The 15,457-nt window shown below is 68.5% G+C and carries 15 protein-coding genes; 5 read left to right on the top strand and 10 right to left on the bottom strand.

The window, feature by feature from the left end; genetic code table 11:
* Nucleotides 1-7 precede the first annotated feature (7 nt).
* Nucleotides 8-1,180, bottom strand: a complete 1,173-nt coding sequence (locus tag E0H73_RS11975) for an extracellular solute-binding protein (protein WP_202867331.1) — start codon at nt 1,178-1,180, stop codon at nt 8-10.
* 243 nt (nt 1,181-1,423) lie between these two features.
* On the opposite strand from E0H73_RS11975, the gene E0H73_RS11970 reads away from it, so the two are divergent.
* Both E0H73_RS11970 and E0H73_RS11965 read left to right on the top strand, forming a co-directional pair.
* Nucleotides 1,424-2,632, top strand: a complete 1,209-nt coding sequence (locus E0H73_RS11970) for an ROK family protein (RefSeq protein ID WP_131353942.1) — start codon at nt 1,424-1,426, stop codon at nt 2,630-2,632.
* 107 nt (nt 2,633-2,739) lie between these two features.
* A complete protein-coding gene (locus E0H73_RS11965) occupies nt 2,740-5,625 on the top strand; it encodes a CBM35 domain-containing protein (protein WP_131353940.1) in 2,886 nt (961 codons plus the stop codon).
* A gap of 168 nt (nt 5,626-5,793) precedes the next feature.
* Here the strand turns inward: E0H73_RS11965 and E0H73_RS11960 are convergent, their stop codons facing one another.
* Nucleotides 5,794-6,354, bottom strand: coding sequence for a TetR/AcrR family transcriptional regulator (locus tag E0H73_RS11960; protein ID WP_131353938.1), 561 nt, complete (start codon nt 6,352-6,354; stop codon nt 5,794-5,796).
* Nucleotides 6,355-6,445: 91 nt separating this feature from the next.
* Between E0H73_RS11960 and E0H73_RS11955 the strand changes: the two genes are divergently transcribed.
* Complete coding sequence (locus tag E0H73_RS11955) at nt 6,446-7,351, top strand: SDR family oxidoreductase (RefSeq protein WP_131353936.1); 906 nt, start codon at nt 6,446-6,448, stop codon at nt 7,349-7,351.
* On the opposite strand, the gene E0H73_RS11950 is transcribed toward E0H73_RS11955, so the two are convergent.
* The 3 genes from E0H73_RS11950 to E0H73_RS11940 all read right to left on the bottom strand — a co-directional run bounded on the left by E0H73_RS11950 (nt 7,348) and on the right by E0H73_RS11940 (nt 10,219).
* Nucleotides 7,348-8,340 (bottom strand): Gfo/Idh/MocA family protein, encoded by a 993-nt coding sequence (locus tag E0H73_RS11950; protein WP_131353934.1) that lies wholly within the window; start codon nt 8,338-8,340, stop codon nt 7,348-7,350. The two genes, E0H73_RS11955 and E0H73_RS11950, sit on opposite strands and share 4 nt — an antisense overlap.
* Before the next feature lie 11 nt (nt 8,341-8,351).
* Nucleotides 8,352-9,332, bottom strand: a complete 981-nt coding sequence (locus tag E0H73_RS11945; RefSeq protein ID WP_131353932.1) for a Gfo/Idh/MocA family protein — start codon at nt 9,330-9,332, stop codon at nt 8,352-8,354.
* Nucleotides 9,333-9,460: 128 nt separating this feature from the next.
* Complete coding sequence (locus tag E0H73_RS11940; RefSeq protein WP_131353930.1) at nt 9,461-10,219, bottom strand: SDR family oxidoreductase; 759 nt, start codon at nt 10,217-10,219, stop codon at nt 9,461-9,463.
* Nucleotides 10,220-10,391: 172 nt separating this feature from the next.
* Here E0H73_RS11940 and E0H73_RS11935 point away from each other — a divergent pair, with 172 nt between their 5' ends.
* On the top strand, nt 10,392-11,105 hold the full coding sequence (locus E0H73_RS11935) for an alpha/beta fold hydrolase (RefSeq protein WP_131353928.1): 714 nt from the start codon (nt 10,392-10,394) through the stop codon (nt 11,103-11,105).
* A gap of 1 nt (nt 11,106) precedes the next feature.
* Here the strand turns inward: E0H73_RS11935 and E0H73_RS11930 are convergent, their stop codons facing one another.
* Genes E0H73_RS11930 through E0H73_RS11910 form a run of 5 tightly spaced genes read right to left on the bottom strand, consistent with a single transcriptional unit; the run spans nt 11,107 to nt 13,712 of the window.
* Nucleotides 11,107-11,871, bottom strand: a complete 765-nt coding sequence (locus tag E0H73_RS11930) for an alanyl-tRNA editing protein (RefSeq protein WP_131353926.1) — start codon at nt 11,869-11,871, stop codon at nt 11,107-11,109.
* 3 nt (nt 11,872-11,874) lie between these two features.
* Nucleotides 11,875-12,285, bottom strand: a complete 411-nt coding sequence (locus E0H73_RS11925; protein WP_131353924.1) for a hypothetical protein — start codon at nt 12,283-12,285, stop codon at nt 11,875-11,877.
* A 50-nt stretch (nt 12,286-12,335) separates the two neighbouring features.
* Complete coding sequence (locus E0H73_RS11920) at nt 12,336-13,052, bottom strand: APH(3') family aminoglycoside O-phosphotransferase (protein ID WP_272949125.1); 717 nt, start codon at nt 13,050-13,052, stop codon at nt 12,336-12,338.
* Entirely contained in the window at nt 13,027-13,233 is a 207-nt protein-coding gene (locus E0H73_RS11915) for a helix-turn-helix domain-containing protein (protein ID WP_131353919.1), read from the bottom strand. Before E0H73_RS11915 ends, E0H73_RS11920 begins: the two co-directional genes overlap by 26 nt.
* Entirely contained in the window at nt 13,233-13,712 is a 480-nt protein-coding gene (locus E0H73_RS11910; protein WP_131353917.1) for a DUF2975 domain-containing protein, read from the bottom strand. The genes E0H73_RS11915 and E0H73_RS11910 overlap by 1 nt, the downstream gene beginning before the upstream one ends.
* Before the next feature lie 270 nt (nt 13,713-13,982).
* Here E0H73_RS11910 and E0H73_RS11905 point away from each other — a divergent pair, with 270 nt between their 5' ends.
* Nucleotides 13,983-15,434 (top strand): alkaline phosphatase PhoX, encoded by a 1,452-nt coding sequence (locus E0H73_RS11905; RefSeq protein ID WP_131353915.1) that lies wholly within the window; start codon nt 13,983-13,985, stop codon nt 15,432-15,434.
* Nucleotides 15,435-15,457: the final 23 nt, after the last annotated feature.

Below are 15,457 nucleotides of genomic sequence, written 5' to 3'. Positions count from 1 at the left end.
TGCCGCACTACTTGAGTGCGGCGTATTCCTTGTCCAGCTTCGCGACGGCGGCCTGGGCGTCGGATTTCCCGTTCAGCAGTTCGACCGCGATCTGCTGCACCGGCACGGTCAGGTCGGCGGGCAGTCCGTTGTCACCCTGCTCGATCGACAGCGCCGGGGTGACGGTGCCGTCCTTGACGGCTTGGTTGTACAAGGCAAGCGTCGCCTTGAACAGCGGACCCATGTCGGCCGGCGGCTGGTAGCCCGCGACGGTGTTGAAGGTTCCGTCGGCCCGGGTGAAGGCGTCCGAGGTCTCCTTGTCCTTGGTCCACTCCAGCGCGAACTTCTTCGCCAGGTCGACGTTGTCCGCCTTCGCACTGACGCTCAGCCCACCGCCGGTGAGGTTCGGCACGACTGCCTTGCCGTCGTCGGACGGCCAAGGGAACACGCCGACGTCGAACTTCGGCTTGTCGTTGTCGGCCGAAGTGGCGAACCACGAGCCCATCGGGTACATCGCGGCCGAGCCGGCCCGGAACGCCTTCTCGTGGTCGGCGTACGAACGGCTCGTGCCCTGCTTGTCCAGGTAGCCGAGCTTGGCCAGCTGGGCAACCTTGTCGGTCGCCTTCACGAACAGCGGGTCGGCGAAGGTCTTCGAGCCGTCCCGGATTTGCTTGGAGAAGTCCGGGTCGGCCAGGTAGACGTCGGTGCCGACCGTGCCGACCCACGTGTACATGCTGGCGAACGTGTCCTGGCCGCCACCGCCGACCGCGATCGGCGTGATGCCCGCGGCCTTGAGCTTCGCGCACGCGGCCAGGAAGTCGGCCCACGTCTTCGGCGGAGCGGTGATGCCGGCCTTCGTGAAGTCGGCCTTGTTGTAGTAGAGCAGGGACTGTGGCTGGGCGTTGGTCGGAAGCTGGTAGATCTTGCCGTTGATCGCGCCGGACTCCGGGCTGGCGAAGTCCTTCAGCTCGTCCTTGCCGAACTCGGCCAGCTGACCGCCCTCGGCGAAGCCCTGCGGGTTCACCGCGATCATGACGTCCGGCAATTGCCCCGAGCTGGCCAGTTGCTTGGCGTACGTCGTCCGGTCGACGTTCGGGGTGACCAGCTTCTTGATCTTCACCCCGGGCACCTTCTGCGACACCCGGGCGATCGCCGAGTCCCACAGCGAGGCCGGCAGGTTCGGGGTCTCGAAGGTCAGCATGGTCAGTTCGACCGTTCCGCTCGCGTCACTCGTCGACGCCTTGCCGCCGCTGGTACAGCCGGCGAGCGCTACCGTCAGAAGCGTCGCCGCCGCGACTGCGCGTGTCCACCGTGCTGAGCCTGTCCCACGTGATGGCATCGGGTTCCTCTCGATCTGGCCCGCGCGGTCGCTCCGGCGACCCACCCGGCAGTAATATGCAACTCAGTTAGCAATATTGGCGCGAGCATAAGGACGATTCATCGGATGAGTCAAGACAGAGCCGCCGGCGGCCGGATGGGCGATTCGTCGCTGTTGCGCAGGCTGAACCTCGCGGCGGCCCTCGGCGCCTTCCTCGAGTCGGAGTCGCTGACACTGCGTGAGTTGCGCGCCATCGTCGGCGTCTCCCGCCCGACCGCCGAGGACCTGCTCGCCGAACTGCTCACCGAGGGCCGCGTTGAGGAGACGACCCCACCCCGGAAGCCGTCCTCCGCCCGCGGCGCCGGCCGCCCGGCCCGGTACTTCCGCTTCCGCGCCGAATCGGGGTACGTCGCCGGACTCGACATCGGTGCCCACAAGGCAATGGCCGTGGTCAGCGACCTCCGTGGCAACACGCTCGCGACCCATCGGGTCGAGCTCGACCCGGATCTCCCCGGTCCGGATCGGGTGCAGGCTGCCGTCGATGTGGCTCGCGCGAGCTGGGCCCAGGCGCAGCTCGGCGCGGACGACATCACCGGCATCGCGTGCGGCGTGACCGGTCTGCTCAGCGCGGCCGAGGGCGTGCACGACGTCCGCGAGGGGCCGGTCGGCTCCGGGCTGGCGCCGTACTCGCTGCCGGGCTTCACCGAGCTCGACGTGACCGGTGAGCTGTCCGAGGGACTCGGACGGCCTGTGACCGTGGCGAACGACGTGAAGCTGGCCGCGCTCGCCGAGCACTGGAAGGGCGCCGCCCGCGATCACCGCGACATCGTCTACATGTTCGCGGGGCATCGCGCGGGGGCCGGCGTACTGATCGACGGGCAGGTGCACCAAGGCCGGCACGGCGCCGCGGGTGAGATCGGTGCCCTGCCGATGCTCGGGTGGGAGGCGGCGGTGGATCGCCTACATGCGCGCGGTGCCGCGCTGGCCGCTGAGCAGGGTGTCGGACCAGGTCGTGAGGGTGAGCTGGTGATCGCCTCGGCGGCGCGGCAGGACTCGGAGAGCCTGGCGGTGCTGATCGAGTTCGCCGAAGTGCTGGCGCGTGGCGCAGCCGTGCTCGCACTGGCCGTCGACCCCGAGGTGGTCGTGCTCGGCGGCGGTATGTCGCGCGGCGGCGCGATCATCGCCGAGCCGTTCCGGCGCGAACTGGCGAAGCTGACGCTGGTGCCGATCGAGGTGCTCAGCTCGACGATGGGCGCCGACTCGGTCGCCCTCGGCGCGGCCCGGATGGCGCTGGACACCGTGCTCGCCGACCTGCTCGCCGTACCCGGCAGCTGAGCCTGGGGGCTTGACCGCGGGCGGGAACCGTTGGAAAGATCGGATCTCTCAATAGGCAATCTTCTTGTCATTATTTCTCCCGCCCACCTGGAAGTGAGAGATCCCCGATGGCCTTCCGACTCGCCCGGCGCCGGCGGCGGCTCAGCGCGCTCGCCCTCGCGCTGGCCCTGCTCGCCGCGCTGCTCAGCACCGCACCCGCCCGGGCGGAGGTGGAGAACCCGCGCCAGCAGTGGATGCGCGACTCCACCGCCGGGCTCTTCCTGCACTGGGGCATGTTCACCGCGCCCCGCCACACCGATTGCGCCGCCTGGGAGCGTGACGTCACCGACGGTGGCTGGAACGCCGACTACTGGGTCGACGAGGCGCAGAAACTGCACGCGTCGTACATTGTGCTCGCCACCTTCCACAGCCGGCTCGGCTACGCCCGGCCGTGGCCGTCCACAATCCCCGGCAGTTGCTCCACGCAACGAGACTTCCTGGGCGAACTGGTCGCGGCCGGCAAGGCCAAGGGCGTGCACGTGCTGCTCTACATGACCGACGACCCGCAGTGGCACAACGAGGTGCCCGGCGTCGAGACTCTCGACTCGGCGGCCTACTCGGCGTACAAGGGTCAGCAGGTCGACCTGACCACGCGGGACGGGTTCGGCATGTACAGCTACGACCTGTTCCACGAGGTGATGGACAACTATCCGGACCTGTCCGGCTTCTGGATCGACAACGACAACGCCTACTGGGAACAGCACGGCCTGTACGAGCAGATCCGGCAGCAGCGTCCCTCGTGGTTGCTCAGCAACAACAACGAGGACACGCCGATCATGGACACGGTCAGCAACGAGCAGAAGACCGGCATGACCCCGGCCTACGACTACCCACAGGCCACCTTCACGCCGATGCCGCGGCTGACCGAGGCGGACTACAAGCTGCCCACCTCCGGCCAGTGGTGGTACGACGGCAGCGACAGCAAGGTCGACTACGGACTCAGCGTCGGACGGTACGTCGCCAACGCGGGATCCTCGATCAAGTCGCTGATGGCCGAGACCGCGATGGTGAACGGTAGGTTCCCACCACAGCAAGTTGCCTTCAACAACTTCATGGCCGACTGGCTGCCACCCGTCTGGTCCTCGCTGGCCAAGACCAACGGTGGCGGCTACATGTACGGCGGTCTGCAGCCGGGCTTCTGGAACGACGGCGCGCATGGCGTGATCACGCTCGCCGACAACGCCAACACGCAGTACGTGCACGTTCTGACCAAGCCGAAGTCGCAGGACCTGGTGAGACTGCGGGACAACGGCTACCGGGTCACCGGGGTGACGGACGTCCGGACCGGGAAGAAGTTCCAGTTCAACCAGTCCGCCGGCTACCTCACCATCCTCGGCGTGACCGACTGGGACACCTACGACACGGTGTTCAAGGTGACCACGTCCGGGCAGGTCGGTATGTATCCGCAGTCGATCCTGACCGCGACGGCCACGGCCGCCAAAGCCGACCACCCGGCCACGAACTTTGTCGACGGCAACTACCCGAGCTACTGGGACGCCAATGGCCAATTCCCGGTCTCGACGACCCTGAACCTGGGCCGGCCGCGGCCGGCGACGTACCTGGCGGTCAACCAGACCGAGTGGTCGCCGACGCATGCACGGGAGTCGTTCGGGCGGCCGGAGGACTCGGCCCGGATCAAGGACTACAAGGTGTCGGTGAGCATCGACGGAAAGTCCTGGAAGACGGTGCGGACCAGCGCGATGCCGAGCCGGCGCGGAGTGCAGTTCATTGACATCGGCAACCAGCTCACCCGCTACATCAAGCTCGAGGTGCTCAACACGTGGTCGGGCCCGCAGTCGCCGCCGTTCTACCGGCAGCTGAAGATCGACGAGATCAAGGTCGGGTACGCCTACCCGCAGGCGCTGGCGAACCCGCTTCCGCTGGAGGCGGAGTTCCACCGCAGCGGTGCAGCCCGGATCGACCTCTGCACTGCCTGCTCGGGCTCTGCGCAGGTCGTCGGACTGGACCGCGGCAGCGCCACCTATCGCGATGTACAGTCCCCGGCGGACGGGACCTACCGCCTGCAGCTCGACGGTACGACGTCGGCCGCCGGCACCTTCTCGATCCGCGTCAACGGCGCGGCGCCGATCACGGCCAACCTGGACGCCGGTAACTCGGAGGTCCCCGGCAGTACGGCGGTCGCCGTACCGCTGAAGGCTGGTTCCAACACGATCCAGGTGTCCGGCACAGCCGGACTCGACCGAATCAGCGTCGGGCCGATGCCGCCGTCGTCGTACGTGCCGAAAACGACCATGACGGTGAAGCCGTCCGGTGTGGTCTGGGTGGGTCCGGGTCAGCAGTCGGTCGAGGTATCGGCCGATCTGCGACTGGACGAGGACTCGGTCGACAATGTGCGGATGGCTCCCGCCGTACCGTCCGGTTGGACGGTGTCGGGCGATCCGGTCACCTCGGCCGGGCTGCGGCTGGGTCAGACGATCAGCGGTTCGTGGACGATCACCAGCCCGGCGTCGGGCCAGACCGGTCCGGTGCAGGTCCCGGTCGACGTGTCCTTCGAGACGGTCGGCCTGCCGCACAAGGTGAGCAAGACCGTCCCGATCCAGGTCCGTCCGGCCGACCGGGTGTTCATGCGTGAGGCCGAGAGCTCGCTCAACCAGATCGGCAGCGCCGGTGTGACGAGCTGCTCCGGATGCTCGGGCAGCCAGAAGGTCCGCAACCTTGGCGGCTCGGACGACGCGCACGTGGTCGTCCCGGACGTCACGGTTGCACAGGCCGGGCAGTACCAGCTCTATCTGGACTACACGGTCAACGGGACCAAGTCGTACTTCGTCTCCGTCAACGGCGGCGCCCCGACCGAGGCGTCGGTCACCGGCATCGGCAACTCCACCGTCCAGACGGTCGCCGTACCGATCGAACTCAAGGAGGGCACGAACACCGTCCGCATCTTCAACGACGAGGACTCCGCCCCGGACCTCGACCGCATCTCCATCGGATAGCCCGCGCGGCCGGCCGGGATCACACATCCCGACCGGCCGCCACCCGCCCCTCCCCCAAACCGCCGACCTTGAGCACCGCTCAACCACCTACAACGCGGATTCGTGGATGGTGGGTGCCCAAAGTCGCTGTCCGAAGGGCCGGGGCGGGACCGGGGCGCGGGCTTGGCGTCAGGCGGTCAGGGTGGAGAGGTCGGTGAGGGTGGACCGCATGATGTCGGTGATGTCGGCGTCCTGGGGGTCCGCGACCCAGCGGTCGAACGCCACCCGGAAGACCGCCACCCCGGTCTCCGCCGCGAGCGACGCGATCTCCGGGGCGACCCCGCGCTTGCGCAGCGCGTCGGTGAAGGCCGCGGCGAGCGACGCCATCTTGATGAACTCGCGCTCGCGCAACTCCGGGGTCGCCGTGATGACGGCCTGACGGCGACGCGACTGCTCGCGACGGTCGACGAAGAACTCGCCCGAGGCGAGCACCCCGGCCGCGACCGCGTCCATCGGGCCGGCTGACTCGGGCGCCGCCAGCACCGCCTCGACCATCCGCCGTTCGAGCTCCTCCGAGCCGGCGAACAGCACCTCGCGCTTGTCGGCGAAGTGCCGGAAGAACGTCCGCGCGGTCACGCCGGCCCGGTCCGCGATCTCGGCGACGGTCGTGCGCTCGTACCCGCGCTCGGCGTACAGGGCCATCGCCGCTTCTCGCAGCCGTCCCGCCGCATCCGGTTCCCACCGCGCCATGGCTCAGATCCTAGCCGATGTCATCGAGTGACATCACGGGTGTAGGCTGAGTGATGTCACTGACTGACATCACTCGAAAGGATCCACCATCATGCGCGTGTTCATCACCGGAGCCGCCGGTCACCTCGGCTCCGCCGTCGTCCCGGAACTCCTCCAGCACGGCCACTCGGTCGTCGGCCTGGCTCGCTCGGACGCATCCGCCGCCCGGCTCACCGAATGGGGAGCCGACGTGGTCCGCGGCAACCTCGACGACCTCGACGGTCTGCGCGCCGCAGCCCAAGCCGCCGACGGCGTCATCCACCTCGCCTTCCCGCACGACGCCATGCAGGCAGGCGACCTGGCCGGCGCAGCCGAGACCGATCTCGCCGCTGTCCAAGCGATCGGCGACGCACTCGCCGGCACGGACAAGCCGTTCGTCGGTACGTCGGGAACGGGCCTGCTGGGTCACGCCGGCCTCGGCCGCACCGGGACGGAGGACGACACCTTGCCGGGCGGCTACCGCATCGACGCGGAGAACTTCGTCATCGACCTGGCCGGCAAGGGCATCCGGTCCTCGGTTGTCCGGCTGCCGATCGTGCACGGCCCGCTCGACCACACCGGCTTCGTACCCGGACTGATCACCTTCGCCCGCCGGAACGGATTCGCGGCGTACGTCGGCGACGGGACGAACCGCTGGCCGTCGGTGCACACGCTCGACGCGGCCCGGCTGTACCGGCTCGCGCTCGAGTCGGCACCCGCGGGCACCCGGCTGCACGCGGTCGCGGACGAGGGCGTCGAGTTGCGCCGGATCGCCGAGGCGATCGGACGCGGTATCGACGTACCGGTCCGATCGGTCACGCCGGAGCAGGCGGCCGAGTACATCGGCTACCTGGCGGCGTTCGCTGCCCTCGACCACCCGGCGTCCGCGACCCGGACGAGTGAGCTGCTCGACTGGCACCCCACTCACCCGGGCCTGCTGGACGACCTGGCCGAAGGCTTCTACTTCGAGGAGGGCTAGACCTTCGGGATGGGAGCGATCGTCTTGGTGCGGGATCCTTCGTAGGCGGCCAGGAGGATTCCCAGGACGGCGATGCCCTCCTCCTCGGTGTGCAGCGGGCGGGTCTTGCCGAGCAACGAGTCGGCGAAGTGCCCGATCTCGGCGACGAACGTGTCGACCGGTTCCAGCTCGAACGTCTCGGTCTCACCGGACCGGAGCCGGTAGGACAACGACGTACCGTCGCTGTGCAGGGAGCCGAGTTCCCCGACCGCGGAGAATCGCTCGGTGGAGTCGGCCGGCTGGTAGGCCCAGCTGGTCACCATCTGACCGACGACCCCGTTGTCGAACCTGATCAGGACCTGCGCGGAGTCCTCGCCCTCCATGAACTTCAGCCGGTGGGTGGACAGCATCGCCGTCGCCTCGACCGGCAGCCCGCCGGCCAGGTGCAGCATCAGATAGGTGGGGTGGTACCCGGTGTCGATGAGCTCGCCACCCCCACTCGTCTTGCTGCTCGCCCGCCAGCCCATGCTGCTCGGGTCGAAGTCGTTGTAGAAGCTGTCGGTCGTCCGTACCTCGTAGACGGTGCCGATCGTGCCGGCCTCGAGCAGTTCCTTGGCCTTCGCGACCGTGGGCATGAACAGCTGGTTGTGCGCGCACATCAGCGTCACGCCGGCCTTCGTGACCGCCTTGCGGACGTCGGCGGCCTCGTCTGCCGACAGGCACAGCGGCTTCTCGCAGAGCACGTGCTTGCCCGCCTCCGCCGCCGCGACGATCGCGTCGCGGTGCAGATGGTGCGGCAGGCAGATGTCGACCGCGTCGAGGTCCTCGTTCGCGAGCATCTCGCGATAGTCCGTGTACGGCGTGGCGCCCAGCTCCTCGCCCCGCGCCGCGGCCGTCGCCTCCACGGCGTCGGCGACAGCGGTGATCCCGATCTTGCCGGAGTGTTCCTGGTAGCCGCGGATGTGTGCCGAGGCGATGCCGCCGGCCCCGATGAGCCCAACCTTGATCATCGGCAGTCCCTTCACTTGTAGGCGATCGATCGTCCGGTCTCCGCGGCTTCGTTCGCGGCCACCACCAGCCGGGTCAGCTCGACCGCCCGGCTGATGTTGTCGTCGGCGCGGGTCCCTTCGGTGATGTGGTCGACCCACTGCCCGAACGCGTCCTGGCTGTGCTCGGGCACCGGCAGTTGCTCGTCGCCGACCTGCAGCACGTTCCCGTCGTCGGTGTAGGTCAGCGTGCCCTCGGTCCCGAAGAGCTCGATCGTGAACGGGTTCCGGCTGGCGAACCCGGCCTCGATCACGCCGATCGACTGGTCGGCGTACCCGGCGGTGACGACGGCGTTGTCCTCCAGGCCGCGGCCTGCCACCGACCGGTACGTCGCGCTGATCGTCTCCGGCGTGGAGCCGAGGAACAGCTGGGTCAGGTACACCGGGTGACAGCCGAGGTCGGTCAGCGCGCCACCGATCGCGGTCTTCGGCTCGAAGAACCGCTGCGGCAGCCAGCCCTCTTGCCCGTCCTTCGGCAGGGCGCCGTCGTGGGAGAGGCGGACCCGGCCGTAGTTGAGCTGCCCGAGCCGGCCGCTGTCGATCACCTCGCGGATCGCCTGGGTGTAGCCGTGGTACAGCCGCGGCAGCGAGACGATGAGCTTGACGCCGTTCGCGTCGGCGGCGGCGATGATCTCCTCCGCTTCGGCCACGGTCGGCGCCAGCAGTTTCTCGGTGAAGATGTGCTTGCCGGCGTTGGCCGCCTTCACCATCACGTCGCGATGGACGTTGGTGGGCGTCGTGATCGTGACGCCGTCGATGTCCTCCCGTGCCAGTAGGGCGTCCAGGTCGTCGGTGTACGCGACGCCGAAGTCGTCCGCACCCGCCTGTCCGAGCCCTGGGTCGTCGTCCCAGACCGCGACCAGCTCAGTCCCCGGATGCTGCTGGGTCTGCCGGGCGTAGTCCTTCGCGTGAACGTGCCAGAATCCCAGGACCGCGATGTTGAGCGGTTTCGACACCTTGTCCTCCTCGCGCAAGTCATTGACGGTCTCCCGCAGTACTTTGCCAAGACAAACGGGTGCTCGCGCGAGTTCTCGGCGGTTCGTCTCACGGACCGGTCAGTAGTTCCTCCTGCGAGGCGGTCAGCTCACTTTCCGGGCGTCTGTTGGGTGGCGAACCAGTCGTCGTACCGGATCGTGCCGAGGGTGGCCTCGCCGGCCGGGACCAGGGTGCGCTCCTGCGGTACGGAACCGAAGTACGTCGACTGTGGGTCGGTCACGACCTCGCGCGGGTCGTTGCGCATGGCAAGCGCCTTGCGGAAGAACTCGTCCATCCGGTACTCCTGCGGCCCGGCGATGTCGATCCGGCCGTTCAGCGGCTCGCCGGCCGCCGTCCGGGCCACCGACGTGGCGACGTCCTCGGCGGCCATCGGCTGGAAGGCGACCGGCGCCATCCGCACCGTCGTCTCGTCGCTGTCCTCGTCCGCGATCGCCTTGACGAACTCGAAGAACTGCGTCGCGTGCACGAGCGAGTACGGGATCGACGACTCCTCGATCAGCTTCTCCTGCGCCAGCTTGGCCGCGAAGTACCGGTTCTCCGCCATCCGCTCGGTGCCGACCACGGACAGCGCGACGTGGTGCCGTACGCCGGCCTCAGCCTCGGCCTCGAGCAGGTTGGTGGTCGACGTGGTGAAGAAGTCCATCACCGCCTTCGCCTCGAACGACGGCGAGTTCGACACGTCGACGACCGTGTCCGCGCCCTGCAGAACCTCGGCCAGCCCTTCGCCGGTGAGGGTGTTCACGCCGGTTTTCGGCGACGCGGCCACGGCCTCGTGCCCCTGCTCGCCGAGCTTCGTCACCACCTTCGAACCGATCAGTCCGGTACCACCGATCACGACGATCTTCATCGCTGTCCCTTCCGTTGCCGGACGGCGTCCGATGCCGGCCGGTTACCAGCTAAGACAGGGCACCACCCCGGCTTGTGACTGCCGAGCCGGAATTCGACCGCTGTCACATCCCGGCCGGGTGTCCTGTCCTGATGGACAAGGAGCACTACCGAACCAAGGGGAGAAACTCACCATGCCCGAGCAGAACCCGGTCGTCGTCCTGGTGCACGGCGCCTTCGCCGAGTCCGCCAGCTGGAACGGCGTCGTCGAGCAGTTGCAGGCCCAGTCCATCGACGCCATCGCCGTCGCCAACCCGCTGCGCAGTGTCGAGGGAGACGCGGCGTACGTCCGTGATGTGATCGCCGGCCTCGGACGGCCGGTCGTACTGGTCGCCCACTCGTACGGCGGCTTCGTGGCCACCGAGGCCGCGGCGAACAACGACGCGGTGAAGAGCCTGGTCTACGTCTGCGCGTTCGCTCCGGACACCGGCGAGAACGCGTTCGACCTCTCGCTGAAGTTCCCGGGCAGCACGCTCGGTGACGCGCTGAACGCCTACCCGGTGAGCACTGGCGGCAACGAGCTCGCCATCCGCGCCGACGTCTTCCACCAGCAGTTCTGCGCCGACGTACCGGCCGACACCGCCGCGCTCATGGCCGCGACCCAGCGACCGGTCACCCAAGCGGCTCTCACCACCGGCCTGCCGACCGACTCGCCGGCCTGGAAGACGCTCCCGTCCTGGTTCGTCTTCAGTGACCAGGACCTCAACATCCCGGTCGCCCTGCACCGCTTCTTCGCCGAGCGCGCCGGTGCCAAGAGCGTCCGCGAGATCGCCGGCGCCTCCCACGCCCTCAGCGTCTCCGAGCCGGACGCCGTCACCGCCACCATCCTGGAGGCTCTGAACGCCTGAACTAGTGGACTTCGAGGCGGATGCGTTTGTTGGCTTTGCCTCGGGACTCGGTGCCGGTGACCTTGACGGAGCCGACCTCGGCGGTGGTGAGGACGTGGGTGCCGCCGTCGGCCTGCTTGTCCAGGCCGGTGATGTCGATGACGCGGAGCGGGTCGATCTCGCGCGGGATCAGGTGTGCGGCGATCCGGATCAGCGCGGGGTCGGCGTCGGCAACCTCACGGCCGACGAAGTCGACGACGATCTCGCGGGCCGCCGCGATCTCCTCGTTGATCCGGGCCTCGATCCGGCGGCCGAACTCGGCCGACATCGAGTCGAAGGCGAAGTCCAGCCGGCCCTTGCCCGGATCCATGTTGCCGCCGGTCACCGCGACGTGGTGGTCGGCCCAGATCACCCCGCAGAGAATGTGCAGCGCGGTGTGCGTCCGCATGGTCAGGTGGCGGCGCTCCCAGTCGAGCTCGCCATGCACCTCGTCGTCGGGACCGGGCAACTGCTCACCGTCCAGCCAGTGCCAGAGCAGTGGTCCCTCCCGCTTGACCCGGGTGACCGCCGCCGACCCGTCGGCCCAGCGCAGCGTGCCCACGTCGTACGGCTGACCTCCGCCTCCCGGGAAGAACGCCGTACGACGTAAGGCCACCCGGCGCTGCTCCGCGTCGATCTCGACGATCGGAGAGTCGAACTCGGCCAGGTACGCGTCGACGGCGTACAACTCGGTGTCGGCCAGCGCCGCCGGGGCGTTGTCCGGCACCTTCTGTCCGGGAACTGCCATCGGTCAGCCGCCTACGGGTGGTTGGGGATTCGTGCAGAGGAACGGCGGCCGGTTCGGCCCGGAGTGGTAGTGGTACTCCTTGCCGCCAGACTCCAGGACGACGCGGCTGCCGTTCACCAGCGCCTGCGTGTAGTGCATGCCGGGCTCCGGGCAACCGAGGCTGCCGTCGCGCCACATCACCTCGTCGGAGCTGACCACGGTGACCTGCGCCGCGTCGACGCCCAGCCGCTTCACCAGGTCGGCCTTCGCCTGCTCGGCCGGTCCCGACGGCGGCGGCGAATCGCTCTCGGACACGCCGCTGCTGGACGGTGTCATCGACGGCTCCTCTCCCGCGTCAGATTCGTTGCCGCACGCAACCAGCAGGCTGCACGAAACCAGCAGGAAGGCCGCGGCCAGCACAGTGAACACTCGCATCACGATCACCTCCTACCCTAGACGCTCCGCGGACGGCCGCCGTTGCAGCCTCAGAAGAACTCGTCCAGCAGGATGTAGAACTCCAGCTTGTCCTGGTCAGGCCCGGTCAGCTCGTAGCCGGCCAGGAACGCCGCGAACGGCTCCTCGGTCAGCTCCCGCCGGAGGATCGCCAGATCGAGCCACCGATCCGCGACGCCCAGCCGGCCGACGTCGATCACCCCGGTCAGCCGGCCGGTCCGCGGATCGACCAGGACGTTGTCCGGGGTCAGATCGCCGTGACACACGACCAGGTCCTCGCTCGACGGCCGGGTCCGCTCCAGTTCCGCGAGCAGTTGCTCACCGGTCCAACCGGCGTACGAATCCTCGAGGTTGTTCAGATCCACCAGGCCCGCGGCGACCCGCGAGCGAGCCTCCGCCATCGTTGTGCCTAGGTCGCGGCGGAACGGACAATTCTCGATCGGCAGGCTGTGCAGCGCACGGGCGAGCTCGACGAACGTCGCCACGACGGCGGGCCGCTGTTCGTCGGTCCAGTCGTACGATGCCGGTACACCCGGCACCACTGAGGTCGTCAGTACGCCGTCGCGGCGATCGACGATGCGCGGCACCTTGATCCCCTGCTGCGCCAGCCATTCCAGCCGCTCCGCCTCGGCAGCGACCGCCGGGTCGCGCTTCACGAAATGGTTGCCGACCCGCCGGACCTCGGCACCCGAAAGCCCTGTCATCCGGCGAGCGTACCGAGGATCAGTCCTCGACGAACTCGAGCAGATCGCCGGGCTGGCACTCCAGCACCCGGCACATGGACTCGAGCGTGCTGAAGCGGACCGCCTTGGCCCGGCCGTTCTTCAGTACGGCGATGTTGGCCGGCGTCAGACCGACCTTCTCGGCGAACTCCCCCACGCTCATCTTCCGCTTCGCCAACTCGACGTCGATGCGCACGATGATGGGCATCAGATGACCGCTTCCATATCGGACCGCAGTGTAGTTGCGCGCCTGAGCAGGGCCCGCATCACCACCATCAGCAGCACCAGGACGGCGCCGGTCAGCACCATGCCGAACAGAACGATCGGCAGCCCCGGGTCGTCGGCCAGGAAGCCCAAGTAGATGAACCCGGCGACCAGCAGGACCCAGGCGGCACTCAGCGCCCACAGGATCGCGTCCACCCAGACGAACGCGTCCTCGGTGAAGATCCGGTCGGCCTTCACCATCGTCACCAGCCGCCACGTGCACACGATCACGACCTGCACGCAGAGCAGTCCCAGGATCGACCAGATCGTCAACGGCCAGCGCAGGTAGGCCAGATCGGGCTCCTCCCTCGCCATGTAGGCGAACTGTCCCGGCATGCTCAGCGCCTGCGCGAACAACAGGCCGGCGAACAGCATGACGAGCAGGATCCGGAGGGGTGCGACGACCCGGTCGGCCAGATTCATGCATCGACTATCAGCGGCTACCTATCGATTGTCAATAGACCTCACGGCACGCCGCGAGACCGCTCGGCGATTACCACTGAGTTGTTCAGATGGTGTTTGCCGGCTGGCAGCCGACCGACGGCAGGATCGTCCACGCTCGGGCGGACACCGTCGCCCTGCGGGAGAGGTCCCGGCCCGCAGTGCCGCCGAGCGACTCTGTGCGGTTCGAGAACACAGGATCTGCGGCTGTCGCCCGCGCTGGTCCGCCACTAAATGCTTGAGGAGCATTCCATGTCAGTCGATCGCCGTTCCGTTCTCCGTGGTGCCGCCGTCGGCGCCGCGGGCGTCGGCTTCGCCACCGTCGGCTCGGTGCCGTCGCTCGCCGAGGCCACCCCGGTCTCGCACTCGCCCCACGGTCCCGGCCCGTTCCCGACGCACCGTCCGTTCCCGCCGCTGCTGGACGACCCGAACGGCCTGCTCGCCCTGCCGGCCAGCTTCAAGTACAAGGTCGTCACGCGCGCCGGTGAGACCAAGCTGAAGAGCGGCCAGCCGACCCCGTCGCTGCACGACGGCACCGCCGTGGTCGACAGCGACCACAACGGCTACACGCTGATCCAGAACCACGAGATCGGTGGCAACGACCCGCTGGGCGTGCCGCAGATCCCGGGCACCGTGTACGACTCGGCGGTCGGCTCGGCCGGCGGCTGCACCGTCATCTCCGTCGACAAGGACGGCCGCAACAAGGGCGAGTGGGTCGGCATCTCCGGCACGCTCACCAACTGCGCCGGCGGCCCGACCCCGTGGGGCACCTGGATGACGTGTGAGGAGACCGAGAACAAGGCCAACGGCACCACTCGGCTCAAGGACCACGGGTATGTCTTCGAGGTCTGGGCCGACGGCAAGACCGCGCACCCGGTGCCGCTGAAGGCGCTCGGCCGCTACGCCCACGAGGCGCTGGCGATCGACGAGGAGCGGACCCACATCTACCTGTCCGAGGACGCCAGCGGCCCGAACGGCCTGTTCTACCGCTGGTCCGCGCCGCGTGGCTACAAGCTCAGCTCGCGCAGCTACAAGGACCTGGCCGACAAGGACTTCGGCACGCTCGAGGCGATGGCGATCCTCGGTGACGACGGCAAGCCGATCCCGGATGTTGCCTACCTGACCTCGGCCCAGCTGCTCCGGCCGTTCCGGGTCGCCTGGGTGCCGGTGTCCGACCGCGACGGGCTGACCGTCTCGGTGCGCAACCAGTTCACCGAGGGCCAGGTCACCCGCGGCAAGAAGTTCGAGGGCGTCTACGGCACCCGTGACGGCGTGTACGTCGTCAACTCGTTCGCCGAGGGCGGCACCGCCGACCTGCCGGCCGACGGCGTCCCGCACGACGGCATGGTCTGGTTCTACAACTACGACGCCAAGACCATCCAGCTGGTCACGTACTTCCCGGAGAGCGCCGCCGCGAACAAGGGCGCCGCGGCGAAGTACGACGACTACAACTTCGACGGTCCGGACAACGTCACCGTCACCCCGTGGGGCTCGCTGATCCTCGCCGAGGACGGCACCGCGAGCAGCCACGTGCTCAGCGCGACCCCGGGCGGCCCGACGTACGCGATCGCCCGGAACATGCTGAACGACTCCGAGTTCACCGGGCCGACGTTCTCCGCCGACGGCAAGGTACTCTTCGTCAACATCCAGACCCCGGGCATCACGCTGGCCATCACCGGCCCGTGGCGCGACTACCTGGGCTGAGGCAACCGCCGTAGCCGGCCCCC

The sequence above is a fragment of the Kribbella pittospori genome, assembly GCF_004331465.1.
Lineage (GTDB): Bacteria > Actinomycetota > Actinomycetes > Propionibacteriales > Kribbellaceae > Kribbella > Kribbella pittospori.
This window is presented reverse-complemented; position numbering and strand designations above follow the sequence as displayed.